The organism is Metabacillus sp. GQ13 (assembly GCF_059758525.1).
Genome location: NZ_JCAXET010000007.1, coordinates 232,861 through 248,354 on the forward strand (window position 1 = coordinate 232,861; position 15,494 = coordinate 248,354).

The 15,494-nt window shown below is 38.3% G+C and carries 12 protein-coding genes; 10 read left to right on the top strand and 2 right to left on the bottom strand.

All coding sequences use genetic code 11. From position 1 onward, the window contains the following. Positions 1-300 precede the first annotated feature (300 nt). The 3 genes from rpmE (at position 301) to AC6CHR_RS10955 (ending at position 7,562) form a co-directional block, all read left to right on the top strand. On the top strand, positions 301-513 hold the full coding sequence (gene rpmE, locus AC6CHR_RS10945; protein ID WP_498248751.1) for a 50S ribosomal protein L31: 213 nt from the start codon (positions 301-303) through the stop codon (positions 511-513). 134 nt (positions 514-647) lie between these two features. Next, the gene (locus tag AC6CHR_RS10950) at positions 648-1,268 is read left to right on the top strand and encodes a thymidine kinase (RefSeq protein ID WP_498248752.1); all 621 of its coding nucleotides are present in this window, start codon (positions 648-650) and stop codon (positions 1,266-1,268) included. A gap of 264 nt (positions 1,269-1,532) precedes the next feature. Further along, on the top strand, positions 1,533-7,562 hold the full coding sequence (locus tag AC6CHR_RS10955) for a lamin tail domain-containing metallophosphoesterase family protein (protein ID WP_498248753.1): 6,030 nt from the start codon (positions 1,533-1,535) through the stop codon (positions 7,560-7,562). A gap of 86 nt (positions 7,563-7,648) precedes the next feature. Here the strand turns inward: AC6CHR_RS10955 and AC6CHR_RS10960 are convergent, their stop codons facing one another. Both AC6CHR_RS10960 and gloA2 read right to left on the bottom strand, forming a co-directional pair. Beyond that, entirely contained in the window at positions 7,649-8,170 is a 522-nt protein-coding gene (locus AC6CHR_RS10960; protein WP_498248754.1) for a MerR family transcriptional regulator, read from the bottom strand. 183 nt (positions 8,171-8,353) lie between these two features. Further along, complete coding sequence (gene gloA2, locus AC6CHR_RS10965) at positions 8,354-8,740, bottom strand: SMU1112c/YaeR family gloxylase I-like metalloprotein (RefSeq protein WP_498248755.1); 387 nt, start codon at positions 8,738-8,740, stop codon at positions 8,354-8,356. 312 nt (positions 8,741-9,052) lie between these two features. Between gloA2 and prfA the strand changes: the two genes are divergently transcribed. From prfA to AC6CHR_RS11000, 7 genes are all read left to right on the top strand, one after another. Next, on the top strand, positions 9,053-10,123 hold the full coding sequence (prfA, locus tag AC6CHR_RS10970; protein WP_498248757.1) for a peptide chain release factor 1: 1,071 nt from the start codon (positions 9,053-9,055) through the stop codon (positions 10,121-10,123). Positions 10,124-10,129: 6 nt separating this feature from the next. Then, on the top strand, positions 10,130-11,026 hold the full coding sequence (prmC, locus tag AC6CHR_RS10975) for a peptide chain release factor N(5)-glutamine methyltransferase (protein WP_498248758.1): 897 nt from the start codon (positions 10,130-10,132) through the stop codon (positions 11,024-11,026). Between the two features lie 274 nt (positions 11,027-11,300). Further along, the gene (gene spoIIR, locus AC6CHR_RS10980; protein ID WP_498248759.1) at positions 11,301-11,966 is read left to right on the top strand and encodes a stage II sporulation protein R; all 666 of its coding nucleotides are present in this window, start codon (positions 11,301-11,303) and stop codon (positions 11,964-11,966) included. Positions 11,967-12,145: 179 nt separating this feature from the next. Further along, positions 12,146-12,589 (top strand): hypothetical protein, encoded by a 444-nt coding sequence (locus AC6CHR_RS10985; protein WP_498248760.1) that lies wholly within the window; start codon positions 12,146-12,148, stop codon positions 12,587-12,589. 166 nt (positions 12,590-12,755) lie between these two features. After that, complete coding sequence (locus AC6CHR_RS10990) at positions 12,756-13,802, top strand: L-threonylcarbamoyladenylate synthase (protein ID WP_498248761.1); 1,047 nt, start codon at positions 12,756-12,758, stop codon at positions 13,800-13,802. Between the two features lie 434 nt (positions 13,803-14,236). Continuing rightward, complete coding sequence (locus tag AC6CHR_RS10995) at positions 14,237-14,398, top strand: hypothetical protein (RefSeq protein WP_498248763.1); 162 nt, start codon at positions 14,237-14,239, stop codon at positions 14,396-14,398. 574 nt (positions 14,399-14,972) lie between these two features. Next, positions 14,973-15,455, top strand: a complete 483-nt coding sequence (locus tag AC6CHR_RS11000) for a DUF2798 domain-containing protein (RefSeq protein WP_498248764.1) — start codon at positions 14,973-14,975, stop codon at positions 15,453-15,455. The last annotated feature ends 39 nt before the right edge of the window (positions 15,456-15,494 follow it).

Sequence of the window (15,494 nt, forward strand, 5' to 3'; positions counted from 1 at the left end):
GACTTTGGAAAAGTCGGATGCCTAGCCCCTCGAGGAAAAAACTAAACCCTTTTTTCCTCGGCCATAAGCTGAATTGAAGGTAAAGAACACCTTCTATTCATGAGCGTCTTATTTGCCCTAGGCTGAACAGGCATTTCCGCTTTTGTTATTAGTAATATTTAACTTCGGCTTGCTTTTAGACCTAGCACTTGTTATAATTTCATCATGTGCTTTTCTAGTAATGACTCGTCACTCGGATGACTTATTCTAGATATTTAACTCTGTTTCGGATATGATTCAGGGCGGAAGGAGATGAAAAGAATGAAAACAGGAATTCATCCAAACTTTAATAAAGTTATGGTTAAATGTGCTTGTGGTAATGAATTTGAAACTGGATCTGTAAGCAAAGAGATCAAGGTTGAGGTTTGTTCTGAGTGCCATCCATTCTACACAGGACGTCAAAAATTTGCAGATGCAGGTGGACGTGTAGATAAGTTCAATAGAAAATATGGTATTAAACAAGAACAACAATAATAAGGTTTATCCAACAGGCAAGACGAATCTGCTCTTGCCTGTTTTTTCACGTCAACTTTTATAATTTATATAGATGATTTTAGGTACGGTCAATCAACTCGGATAGATTGACAACGAAGGGAGAGGCCGTTTTAATGTATGTAATGAAGCAAAGTGGTTGGCTCGAGGTGATTTGTGGAAGCATGTTTTCAGGCAAATCTGAAGAACTTATTCGTAGAGTTCGACGAGCGCAATTTGCGAAACAAGAAGTAAAGGTTTTTAAACCAGTTATAGATAACCGTTACAGTGAGGAAGAGGTTGTGTCACATAATGGCGTCTCGATTATTTGCAAGCCAGTTGCATCCTCCCTTGAAATTTTAGAACATATCACAGATAGTACAGATGTGGTTGCTGTCGATGAAGTTCAATTCTTTGATGAACATATTAGTGAGGTCATAACCCTTCTTGCCAATCAAGGATACCGAGTAATAGCAGCTGGTTTGGACCAAGACTTTAGAGGTGAACCCTTTGGTGTTGTTCCCGAATTAATGGCCATTGCCGAATTAGTGACCAAGCTTCAGGCAGTATGCTCTGTCTGTGGTTCACCTGCTAGCCGTACACAAAGACTCATTAACGGAAAACCTGCATCGTATCATGATCCAATCATCCTCGTGGGAGCATCTGAATCCTATGAACCAAGATGTAGACATCATCATGAAGTGCCAGGTTCTCCTGTGAAGGATTTTAAGAAAGAAAATAGAACATCAAAGCTATGAGCTTGGAGAAATGACTCCAAGCTCTTTTCTGTTTTCAACGATATTCCTTCAATTACACCAGATTAACTCGGTGCTCAGTCAACAAAATCTTCTTCTAAGTAATCATAATTTCCTCATTTACACACTTTTTAATTTTCAGCAAACAATTTACAAGAACTTAATATTCCTCATCAATCTTTAGAAACCTTTACACTCCTATTAAATTCTATTTACAATTTTCGATTAGTATTGACATGAATAGGTAGAGATTTTAAGGAGGATGTTATGAAAAAGCGCGAACTACGCCGAAAGGTCAGGAAATTATTTTTACTATTATCTATGGTTACGATCGTACTTGCTAACTTTATCTCGGTCATTCCCGTTCAACGGGTTTATGCAGAAGAAGTAATTGAGAGCAAGGATCTAGAGCAAACGGAACCAGGAGTAAACGAACCAGCTCAGGATGACGTTTTAACAGAAAGTCAAGATCAGCCTAATCAAGAACAACAAGAAGAAAAGCTTAATGAAGAAAAAGGCCAAAGTTCTGATGTAGAAACGACAGTAAAAGAAACGATAGAAAAAGAAGTGACACAACAATCAGAAGTGGACATAAAAGAACCAACACAAACCGTTGAACAGTCAAAAGAGACGGAGTCTATACAAGCTCCAGTAGTAGAAGAAGAAGATCGTGTAGAGGAACCAATTGTTGAAACGACTGAAGCAGTAGAAGAAGATTATACTAGTAATCCACAGCTACTCATAACAGAGATTTCTCCTGATTCAAAAGGGACAGATAACTATGAGTTTTTTGAGGTGTACAATAATACAAATCAGCCATTATCGCTAACGAATTACCATTTTATTTATCACTACACAGATACTGGTAAAGAAACGACATTTCCTATCCCCGCTACTACAATTGAATCCCAAGAAACACTTGTTTTTTGGTATAACAAAGCAGGACTTAATGTAGCTGATTTTAACAGCCATTATGGACTACAGTTAACAAGTGAGCAAGTGATTGAATACATGGATGGTTTTCCAGGCTTTGCAAATGGGGGCAATCGCGCCGCTGTTATTAAAGATCAGAATGGAAATGAAGTAACATCAGCAGGTTACCTACCAGGTGAAACGAATAACACTGGATTAGTTGTTCAATATAAATACCAACCAGCAAAAACGGCGATGGAAAAGCTTCAAGTATTGGCAGATCCTAGTCCGGGAACGATTGACGCTATTCAAGTTCCAACTAAACCGGTTGAATTAGCGGAACTCCCTGCTGATGCCGAAGCACCAATTATTGACCATTCAGCTATAACAGAAGGCAAGGCATTGGCGCCAATTAAAATAGAAGCGATCGTAACCGATAATCGTTCAACGCAAGATGTCACACTTCATTATAAGAATGAAGGTGATACCAGTTTTACATCCTTATCAATGACCAGAAATACAGAGAATCAGAATCATTATTCTGTTGAAATCCCAGGAGCTCAAGTACAAACGAATCTTGTTTATTACCTTGAAGCTACAGATGGTACACATACAGTTAAGACAGAAGAAAACTTGATTTCAGTTGAAATTCCAGAAGAGACATATAGTGAACAACAGCTTCTAATTACAGAATTATCACCAAACTCAACTGGTGGTGGCACCGATTATTATGAGTATTTTGAACTCTATAATAATACCAATCAACCACTACCTATATCTAATTATTCTTTTGTTTATAAGTATACCGATAGTGGCAACGAAGTCGTTTTCCAAGTTCCAACCACTACAATTGAACCGAAAGAAACACTTGTTTTTTGGTTTAATAATGGTGAGCGAACACTAGCAGAGTTCAACACAAACTTTGAATCAGATTTAACAAGCGATAACGTAATAGAATACAATTCTAGCTTTCCTGGATTTGCAAATGGAGGAAACAGAGCACTTCTTATCAAGGATAACGCAGGTACAGAGATTGTTTCGGCAAGTTATTTAGCTGGAGATTCTGATAACACAGGAGTTGGGATTCAGTACCTATTTCCAAATGCGGGAACTGAAATGGAAAAACTGCAGACACTTGCAATACCAACACCTGGAACAATCGAAGAGATTCAGGTACCAACAAAACCTGTTGAACTTGAAGAAGCACCAACAGATACCGAAGCACCGGTCATTACTCATACACCAGTTAAAGAAAGTGATGCATTTTTGCCAATCGTCATTGAAGCTAGTGTAAACGATGATAAGGCTGTGCCATTCGCTACATTGCATTATAAAAAAGAAGGAGAAGATACGTTTACTTCACTTTCGATGAATACAAGTACAGATTCTTCAACTTATACAGCGGAGATTCCGGGTACAAGTGTTGATTCTTCGATTACATACTATCTTGAAGCATCAGATGGAACAAATGTAGCGAAAACGGAAGAATATAAGATTACAGTAAAGAAAGAGGCAGTAGATACTAGTAAAATACCAAAATTTCTAGTAACAGAAGTGGTTCCAGATACAGCGAATGTTGATTCAGCAGATGGCTATGAATTTATCGAAATTTACAATAATACTGATAAAGACTTAAATTTCGGAGATTATAAAATTCAATATCGCTATGGAACAGATCCAGCTAGTGATGTTGTCTGGCCATCAATACCAGAGGATGTGGTCATTCCTTCAAAGGAAACCCTCGTATTTTGGATCATCAATTCAATGAATGGTGAACAGACCGTTGCCGATTTTAATGCCCATTTTGCTACGAATCTAGTAGAAAATAAAGATATCGTCAAAATTCAAAGTGATGGCATGGCAAATGGTAGCACGCGCGGACTAGTCGTTGCGACAAATACGAAGGAAGAAATCACGGTTTCCTATTACAACGAAGTGGCAAATGTCGATGATACTGTACCGGATAAAGGAATCATCTACAAATACCCAGAAGACGGTTCAACACAGTCAAGTAAAGTAAGTGCTGGGATCCAAGATGCTACTCCGGGAGCAGTAGAATCATACCAAGTTCCAAATCAACCAGTACATATTATAGATGACTCAGCACCTCCTACAATCATAAATAAAACAGCTGTTACAGAAGTCAATCAAACAGATGATATTGAAATCTCTGCAGAAGCGAATGATAATGTAGGGGTTAAAACAGTTCGCTTATTTTATCGGACAAACGATCAGGAATCATTTAATGAAACGCTATTAGCACTAGATTCTGAATCACAATTATATAAAAATATGATTTACGCTTCAGATCTGATTGCAAAAGAATATGTAGAATATTTCTTTGTAGCATCAGATGGAACAAACGAAGTGAAAAGTGACACATATAAGATTGATATCAAAAGCGAGATCGATGACTCAGATCTTCGTTTAAATGTAAAAAATGAAGACATTCTTGCTGGTAAAAAAGTTCTAAAAGGAACATCTAAGGTAGACGGACCAGATGATGTCTCACTATCTATTGATAATCAAAAGATACAGGAAGACACACATAAATCATTAGAAACGCAAGCTTATCTTGCGCTTGAAGTAAATGGTCTGAATACGTATTTCCAAAATGCAGTGACAATGGGAGACGATATTCTTTTCTTAATGGATAAAGATTGGTTATCACATTGGAAGACATTCACGATTCCTATAGAAGCTGATCGTCTTAAAATAGGAGACAATACGCTTACTGTTCGTGCCGGAAATAAAGCATCACCATTTCAATTAGAAGAAAATGAAGAAAATCGTGATGACTATAACATACGAAATGTTCGGTTGATTTTAGCGGATGGGACTGTATTAAGAGATACAGCAAAGGCTGATCCTGAGCAAGTATATGATATGGGTGATGATGGCACATACCGACCATTTGAGGATTTTACCTTTGCTATAACGGATGATCACACACATTCCAAAACATATACATGGGACACAACGAAAGTGGCAGATGGAGAGCATGTAATCAAGGCTCAAGACAAAGATGATGAAGTAACGTCGACAATATACGTTGATAATACTGCACCAGCCATCGACACAACGATAGATGAAGGCAAAGAATATAAAGGTGCTTTTACAATTGATACAGATGTAACAGACAAAATTGCTGGTGTCCATTCTGTACAAGTGATGCTTGATAATGAGCAAATTGAGGTGCCGTATGAAACAGCTTCTTCACAGCTTGAACCAGGTGAGCATCAACTGAAAATTAGCGCTGTGGACAAGGTTGGCAATGAGGCAGAGTTAATCGTTCCATTCTCGGTAAATAATGAAAATCCAAACAAACCTGAACTCATTTCACCAACTAATGATAGTGCTACTCTTGTAGAGGGTGATCCAACATTAAAGGTGAAAGTAACGGATCCAACAGGTGATGATCTTGATGTAACATTCTTTGAAGGTTACCAATATGATGCATCCAATATGAGTAATGTAAAAGCGTACAAACATGCAAATGATATCGAACCACCTCAAACAATGGTTCCTGAAGGAGAAGAAGCATTAACGACTGAAGACAGATCATTAGTATCTGAAACAGATGGAAAATACTTAACGACTGATTCAAGTACCCAATTTCCATATCATCGTTTTGATGTGACAGTAGATCCATCAGTTGATGAAAATGACCGAATTGAACTTTCTTGGCGTGGAAACTCGTTTGAAGGTAGAAAAGTCTCAATGTATGCGTGGAGTCATGAAAGCAATCAATGGGAATTGATAACCTATAAAATTGCTGGGAAGGAAGACTTTGATTTAACAGGGAATGTAACTGGAAATGAGTTTATTAAGGACTCAAAAATCAATGTCTTAGTGCAAGATGAAATTCCGAGTAGCCCAGAAGACTATGATTATACGTTTGTATGGATGTCTGATACACAATATTATGCGGAAAGCTATCCACATATTTTTGAAAGACAAACAAATTGGATTGCAGAGAAGCAGGAAGAATTGAAAATTGATTATGTATTCCATACGGGTGATCTTGTTGATAATTTTGATCAAGTCTCAGAATGGAATTATGCGGATGAATACATGGGAGTCCTCGATGAAAATAATATCCCTTATGGTGTATTAGCAGGAAATCATGATGTTGATCAATTATCAAATGATTACACGGAGTATTACAAGTATTTTGGCGAGGATCGATTCGAAGATAAATCATATTACGGAGATTCGTACAAAAATAATAGAGGTCACTATGACTTAATTTCATCAAATGGAAATGACTTTATTATGGTCTACATGGGATGGGGTGTACAAGATGAGGATTTAGAGTGGATGAATGATATTCTATCTCAATATCCTGATCGTAAGGCGATCCTAAGTTTCCATGAATACTTATTAGTTTCAGGAAACCGTAGCCCACTAGGTAATGATATTTTTGAAAAAGTTGTAGAAACAAACGAAAATGTTATTGCAGTTCTAAGTGGTCACTATCACGACTCTGAAACATTAGTGAGTGAAATAGATGATGATGGCGACGGAGTAGCAGACCGCGAAGTGTACCAAATGCTTGGCGATTACCAAGGTGGTCCTGAAGGCGGGCAAGGCTACATGAAGCTGCTGCATTTTGATCAGGACAATAACAGAATTATTGTTAATACCTATTCACCATATTTAGATGATTATAATTTCTATGATCCAGTTGAATTCCCAGGTAAAGATGAATTAATCATTAACCTTGATTTACAGGTAGACGAAAAACGAGTAGCTACTGACTACTTTGCCGTCAATATAAAAACAGATACTGAAATCGGTAAACAAAAAAAGACTCCAAGCGGAAATACAGCTGAAGTGACATGGAAAGGACTAACCGAAAATAATACGTACTCCTGGTATGCAGTCGCAGAGGACGGTTACACAGGAAAAACAACCTCTGACATCTGGACATTCACAAAAGGCGAAAATAACCAACCAGAAGGTCCAGGAGATGGTGGAAGCGACAAACCGGACAAAGGAACAGACGGCCCAGATGGTGGAAGCGACAAACCGGACAAAGGAACAGACGGCCCAGATGGTGGAAGCGATAAACCAGATAAAGGAACAGACGGCCCAGATGGTGGAAGTGACAAACCAGACAAAGGAACAGACGGCCCAGATGGTGGAAGTGACAAACCAGACAAAGGAACTAACGGCCCTAAAGATGGAAGCGACAACCTAAAGGATGGATCAAAAAAACCAGAAGGTCCTTCTAACAAGGACAGTTATCAAAAGAATGGCTTTGGTTTGCCAAGCACTGCGACAAATCTCTTTAATCTAATCGTGATAGGAGCGATTATTTTCGCAGTAGGAGGATTCCTGATCTTTATTCAGCGAAAACGAACTAGACTTAAACAGCAATAAGAAAGCTAAAAGAGGCTGGACCCTATTCGATGGGGTTCAGCCTCTTTCTCTATCAATACGAGCATTAAAAGGGATAGGAAACACCTCTACAAACTAAAAATTGAACTGATTAAATTTTTTCGTTTCGGCCGTTGTGGAGCAGTAGGTTGGTCAAAAACTAATACCTTATCTTTAATAGGTTCACGTTTTTGTTGGTTGCTTTCTAGTTTCTCTACTTTTTCTTCAAGCATCGTAATCTTACCTAATAGCTCTTCCATTTCTTTGCGATGTTGAAGGATTTGATAGGACACAACATCATCTGCCTTGCTGCGGATTCTCCGTTCCAGGTCATCTACTCGTTCGTTTAGAGCATTTACTTTGTTTGCATCAATCGATGCTGGACTTTTGACAACGCCTGTTCTACCCTTTTGAACAGGTTGAGAGATTGGTGTATTGGCAGCTTGGGCATTCGCTTGTTCTTGTATTTGTCTTAAGTGATCAATATCAGCATCGGTAAATTGATAATGACCAAGCTCATTTTTTTCTAAGTGCATACCTATTTGATCAACCCATCTCATAACCGTTCTCCGAGAAACACCAAGTAATTTTGCAACTGCAGCTGTACTCATTTCTTTTTCCTCCCCAATCGTAAAGTTTTCACCAATATTCAAGGAACAGATCCGATTTAAGAACTTATAGACTAGGTTTTCGACCTATAAAGGATAGTTCCTTTACGTTAGACAAAACTAGAATGGATTCGGCAAAGAAAGTGGAAGTTTTACAAAGTGCAAAATCATTGTCGATACGTAGGGTTATCCCTCATAAAGCTCAAGTGGTAAACCATCTGGATCTTGAAAGAAAGTAAACCGCTTATCCGTGTGTGGGTCGACACGAATGGGCTCAGCGGATACGCCTTTTTCAGTAAGCTCCCTAACCGCATCGTCTATATTGGGCACTTCAAAGGCTAAATGTCTAAGTCCAGCTGCCTCTGGTTGTGTCGGACGCTCTGGAGGGTTTGGAAAAGAAAATAGTTCGATTTGATAAGTGTCATTGACCATTAAATCTAATTTATAGGATTGACGTTCCTCGCGAAATACTTCAGCCAGGATCTTAAATCCAAGCGTCTCTGCGTAGAATTGTTTTGAAATTTGGTAATTTGTACAAATAATTGCGACATGATGGATTTTGTTAATCTTCATATGAAAGTGACCTCGTCTCTTTTCGTTTTTTGTTGGTGATCAGGTTTTCCTTTTCTCAACCGCTTTTCGTTTTAGTATCAGAATTTATATCTTTCCTTGTACTAAGTCTTGGTGTCTAGCTCCAGGCGCCATTGGCTCGAGGAAAAAACTTAAGGCATAAGACAATCCGTGATGGTTAAAGAGCAACCAACAGCCGCCTCGTCTAATGCTTTTCGCTTTGTGCTTTTCTTGTCAATATTCAATTTGCTTTTGACGCTTTAACTGACCTATACTATAATTATAACGTTATGCATGAAAATAGAGGTGAACAATATGTTAGATCGCTTACAATCGGTAGAACACCGTTACGAAAAATTAAATCAGCTATTGATGGATCCTGATATTATTAGTGATTCTAAAAAGTTGCGTGAATATTCAAAAGAACAGTCTGATTTACAAGAAACAGTTGAAGTTTATCGAGAATACAAAGACATCCGCGAACAAATTTCTGATACAAAATCAATGCTAAATGAAAAGCTTGATGCTGAAATGCGCGAAATGGCGAAAGAAGAGCTATCCGAATTAGAGGACAGTGAAAAAGATTTAGTAGCACGCTTAAAAATTCTTCTTGTGCCAAAGGATCCAAACGATGATAAAAACGTTATTGTTGAGATTCGTGGAGCGGCTGGTGGAGATGAGGCTGCGTTATTTGCTGCGAACTTATACCGTATGTATAGTCGGTTTGCGGAAATGCAAGGCTGGAAAATTGATGTGATGGAAACAAATGCTACTGGTACTGGTGGCTTAAAAGAAATCATTTTTATGATTAATGGGAAAGGTGCCTATTCGAAATTAAAATTTGAAAATGGCGCACATCGCGTACAACGTGTTCCTGAGACAGAGTCAGGTGGACGTATCCATACCTCGACTGCAACAGTAGCCGTTTTACCTGAGGCTGAGGAAGTCGAGATTGAAATCCATGACAAGGATATCCGCACTGATACCTTCACATCAAGTGGTCCAGGGGGACAAAGTGTTAATACGACGATGTCTGCTGTACGTTTAACTCACTTACCAACAGGTACAGTCGTATCATGTCAGGATGAAAAATCTCAGATTAAAAATAAAGAAAAAGCAATGAAAGTACTACGAGCACGTGTGTATGATAAATTCCAACGTGAAGTACAGGCAGAGATTGATCAAAATCGTAAGCTTGCCGTCGGAACAGGCGACCGTTCTGAGCGTATTAGAACATATAACTTCCCGCAAAACCGAGTGACGGACCATCGAATTGGATTAACCCTGCAAAAACTAGATCAAATTCTAGAAGGAAAGCTTGATGAAGTCGTTGATGCATTAAACATTGAAGATCAATCAAGTCGACTTCAAGCAGCGGAAGAATAAAAGCAAATGAATGTTGTATTCGAAGCCCTAAACTGGGCTTCTTCTTATTTAAAGGAAGCGGGAAGAGATGCAAATGCAGGTGAACTCTTGCTACTACACCATTTAAAAATGGAGAGATCATCCATGTTAGCCAACCTGAGACTGGTCCTCTCAGATGAGCAACAACAAGCATTTAAAACTGACGTGATCAAACATGTGAACGGAATTCCTGTACAATATTTGATCGGCTACGAAGAATTCTATGGAAGACGCTTCAAAGTAAATAAAGAGGTGTTAATTCCGCGCCCCGAAACCGAGGAATTAGTTGAAGGGATTCTAAAAAGTGCCACAAGACAATTCGCTGGAACTGAACAGCTACAGGTGGTAGATGTAGGAACAGGAAGCGGAGCAATTGCGATTACGCTAGCCCTAGAGAATTTGCGTTTTCAAGTCACAGCGATAGATATCGCAGCAGAATCGCTTAAACTAGCAGAAGAAAATGCCAACGAGTTAGCTGCAAACGTCCAATTTCTCCACGGAGATCTACTAGAACCAGTCTCTCATCATTTGAATCAAATTGATATACTAGTATCAAACCCACCCTATATACCTGACGGCGAAATCGATACCTTATCCCCTGTTGTCAAAGACCATGAACCAATGCGCGCCTTAGCAGGAGGACAAGATGGTCTAGACTTCTACAGAAGACTGACCACCGATATGCTACCCTTGCTAAGCCCAAATGCACTCATTGCCTTTGAAATAGGCGCCGGACAAGGACAAGACGTTAAACACCTACTCGAGCAAGCCCTACCAACAGCTAAAGTAGAAGTTGTATATGATATAAATGGGAAGGATCGAATGGTGTTTGCGTCTGCAGAGACTAACTACGGGGGCCAACTACGGGGCCAGTCCCCAAATTAGTTAAATTCGCAAAATATAAGAGAAAATGAATAGTTTGAGGGCCAGTCCCCAAACCAGCTAAACCCACCAAACATAAGAGGGGAAGGATGATTTGATTCATTCTTCTCTCTTTTTGGTATCTACCGGGGCCAGTCCCCAAATTAGTTAAACTCGAAAAGTATAAGAGAAAATGAATGGATTGGGGCCTGGCCCCAATCTAGCAAACTATTTTTAAAAAAGTAGTTTAACAATCTCTCACGCTGTCCATACTGTTTACCAAGGGAGCGTGAGTGAAATGAAAAAACAACTACTTGTACTTATATATATCTTCTTATTACTTATAGGAGCCATATTAAACTTATATAAAGAACCTGTCGCTGCTAGTGGCCAGGAACAAATGGTAATACCAGACGAAGCGATTCGGTTACGAATTTTAGCCAATAGCAATTCGGATGAAGATCAGCAATTGAAACGAAAAATCCGTGATGAAGTAAATAAGGAAATTACCCAGTGGGTGGCTGAACTAACTTCAGTAGAAGCGGCTAGACAATTGATTCAATCAAGACTTCCGGATATTGAAGCAATTGTTGAGGATACACTTGAAAAGGAAAACAGAGAGCAAACGTATTCTGTTAATTTCGATAATGTCAGCTTTCCAACAAAGCTTTACGGAAATTTTATCTATCCAGCTGGTGAATATGAAGCGATTTTAATCAGCCTTGGTGAAGCAAAAGGTGCAAATTGGTGGTGTGTGTTATTCCCACCACTATGCTTCTTAGACTTCTCGAATGGTGAAGCAGTTAAAGCTGAGGAGCAAGAAGAAACAGAAACAAAGCAAACGAATGACGAAGATAAAACAACTGAAAAATTAGTTTCACTACTAGAGGATGAAGAAGAAGAAAAAGAAGAAGTCGAAGTCAAATTTTTCTTAGTAGAATGGTTCCAAGGATTATTTTCATAGAATGGTTAAAAGAGTGGGGGCCAGTCCCCACTCTTTTATTTTGCCCGCCAGTTCTGACTGTTAGCGATAATGTAGTGGAGAAATTGCTAAATTGGGGCCTGTCCCCAATTTCAAAAAAAATGCATAAAACTAGTGATTACCTCATAGAGTTGGAGTAGAAATCAAAACGGGGTGATTGTGTGTTTTATCAATTGAAGGTTGTGGAGGAAAGTGATCTTGCGAAGCTAGCTAGTTTTGTTGAAAAGGCAGGGGTTAGTTCAGAGGGATTTGAAAGTTTACTAGATTATTTTGTGATAATGGAGAATGGTGAGAATGAGGCAGTTGCTTGTATGGGTGTTGAGCCGGTGGATGAGCATGGATTATTACGCTCGCTTGTTATATCGGACAAGCTGAAGCAGGCCCATATTTTAACGCTCTTTCAAAGTATTCAAACGTTAGCAGAACAAAAAGGGTTAACACATTTATACTTAGTGACAAACAAGGAAGCATCTGTTCAATTTCTTTCTATAATGGGCTTTGAGGAAATTGAGAAAGCGTCCATTCCACAACAGTTGCTATCTTTAAATCATATGAGAGAGTCTTTAAAAGAGGCAAATGCTAAGGTGATGGTAAAGTCTTCATAATGTGGATATATCCACATACTTTTCCACATTAAAACAAGCCTTATCCACAAATTGTGGATAAGGCTTGTTTTAATGTTAATATTTATATATAATTCCAAGAGTTAAGCATCTACTAAGTTCAATGATACCAAGTAGAAATGAACGGTTTACAAGGGAGTAAGTACATATGAATACAAAGCTATGGGTTGTGGATGATTTAGCTGACTTATCCACTAGTTATCCACAAATTTTGCAAGCAGCTACATTACTCAAGGAAAATGAAGTCGTTGCCTTTCCAACTGAAACGGTTTATGGATTGGGAGCCAATGCTTGTTCGGATGAAGCAGTACAGAAAATTTATCAGGCCAAAGGCCGACCTAGTGATAATCCATTAATTGTCCATATCGCTTCAATCAACAAGTTAGCTGAAATTGCTAAGGATGTTCCAAACTATGCGTATCAATTAATCGACCAGTTTTGGCCAGGACCGTTAACGCTTATCCTACCCAAAAAAGGTGAGCAGCTCTCAACACTCGTAACCGCCGGTCTAGATACTGTAGGTGTAAGAATGCCAAATCATCCAATCGCTCTTGCGCTAATACAGGAAGCGGATGTTCCGGTCGCCGCACCAAGTGCGAATCAATCTGGTAAACCGAGTCCAACATACGCTTCACATGTCTTCCATGACCTGAACGGGAAAGTAAGTGGAATAGTTGACGGTGGTGCAACTGGAATTGGCGTAGAATCAACTGTACTTGACTGTACAACAGAGATACCAACGATTTTACGACCTGGTGGTGTGACAAAGGAACAGTTGCAAGCAGTAATTGGGGAAGTAAATCTAGATCAGGCGCTTATGGAAGATGATCATGCCCCAAAAGCTCCTGGTATGAAATATACGCATTATGCCCCAAACGTTCCGGTCATCCTTGTAAACGGAAGTCGTGATTTTTTCCAAAAGCTTATTAAACAACAACAAAGCGAAGGAAAAAAGGTCGGTGTGTTAACGACTGAAGAGGGTATCGAGACTCTTAATGCTGATAAAGTGTTTGCCTGTGGAAGTCGCAAAGATTTAGATTCTGTTGCAGCTCAGTTATTTAATGTATTACGCAGATTTGATGAAGAAGACATTGACGTTATCTTAAGTGAAAGTTTTCCACAGACTGGAGTCGGAGAAGCGATTATGAATCGGTTACGGAAAGCAGCGGGTAATCACGTAATAGACGAAGTGTGAATTGAATAGCATGATTTTAATTACCCAAGGTTGTTTATTTTGCAGCCTTGGGATTTTTATTGCCGACCTTCAGCGAAAATACCAAATTAACGCAAGAACTAGGACAGAATGATGGGGATCTGTAAGAGGTAAACCAAATGGATATTACGATCTATTTATCTATTTGGGAGAAATCTACCATGGAAAATGTTGTATAATAAGTAATGAATACAATTACTTATGCGAAAAGCAGTTACTATGGTTTAGATTTATCCATGAACAGAGATCTACCTGTAAATATACTTTTGACAGTAAGCCTATCGGTATCCATTATTCGTTTTTACATTAATACATATCTAGATTAACTATTAATGTAACTTCCTTAGAAATCTAGTTGATCTCTAAAATGTACTTTTACACTTACCAATTTTTTAATGAAGAGGGGGAGATTAAACATGGAAACAAAAAATAGTACGGAACAGGTTATAAGCGGAATGATGAAATTTTTTAATGATCATCCGGTGCAAACTCTTTCCTTAACCGCGATCCTATTAATTGTTCTATTTTTAGGATCAGTAAAAGCAGGACAAAATATTGGAGATGCCTTCTGGGGCTAGTCACGAGTGTTTTGTGATTGACGTTTTTGATGGGTAAAGTTGAGAATCGAAGTTAAAATAAGAAATTGTCAGTAATGAATCTGCTCCTTTAAACAGGACTAGGTTTATGCTGACTTTTTTAAAGACGTTGTTTACGCGAAAATTGATGGTTTTCATAAAAGTATACCGGCTCTATTTTTCACTAGAAAAGATCGATTTACGGGATTAATAACCGACTCATTTCAGTAAGAAAAAAGTGAACACTGCATAGAGATAATTTAGTGTTTCATTTAGCCAAAAGCCTTACTACATTTCGTTTGTAGCAAGGCTTTTAATCAATGATTTTTACCCTCATGTTTGAATGCTGTGAATATAACGATCGGTTTAAGCACCCATAGTAAAAGGATAAATAGTTACAAACTCTACTCTACTAGAATGATTGCTACGATATTTTTCAATAGGTCAAGTGAAATCATCATTTTCACGTGGGGATTTTGACATATTCCATTAAAAAAGTCATAAAAACGTCACTTATGTAAAAGTTTTTGGGCATATATAATTACACTTATGCTCAAAAAAGAAGGGATGTTTTAATTTGCCAAGTAATAAAAAAGAAGGTATCATTTTCGGACTATTTATGTGTTTTGGAATGGTGTTTATAATGACAGCTTACAACACAGCTTTACACGGATTTTCATCAATGACAGTAGGGAGTTTAGTGATTCAATTTATCGTAACATTTATCGTCGCTTTTATCGTAGAGTCATTAGTTGAACCACAAGCGCGTAAACTTGCATTATCACTCCCGTATGATAAATCAAAAGAACTCAACTTTATTTTGGCGATTGGTTTTTGTATGGTCCCTATTATGGTTCTTATTATGTCAGTATACGGACTTATTTTAAAATCATCTATAGTAGGTATTGAAGGTTCACTTTTCACAGCGTACCTTAAAACAGTGGGTCTAAACTTTATCGTCGCTCTTCCAGCACAATTACTAATTGTTGGACCAATCTCACGTAAGCTATTAGCAAAATACATTAAACCATCGACACAAAAAGCAGAATTAAACGTGTAAAAACAAGCAAGCTACTTTTCACTTAGTAGTTTGCTTGTT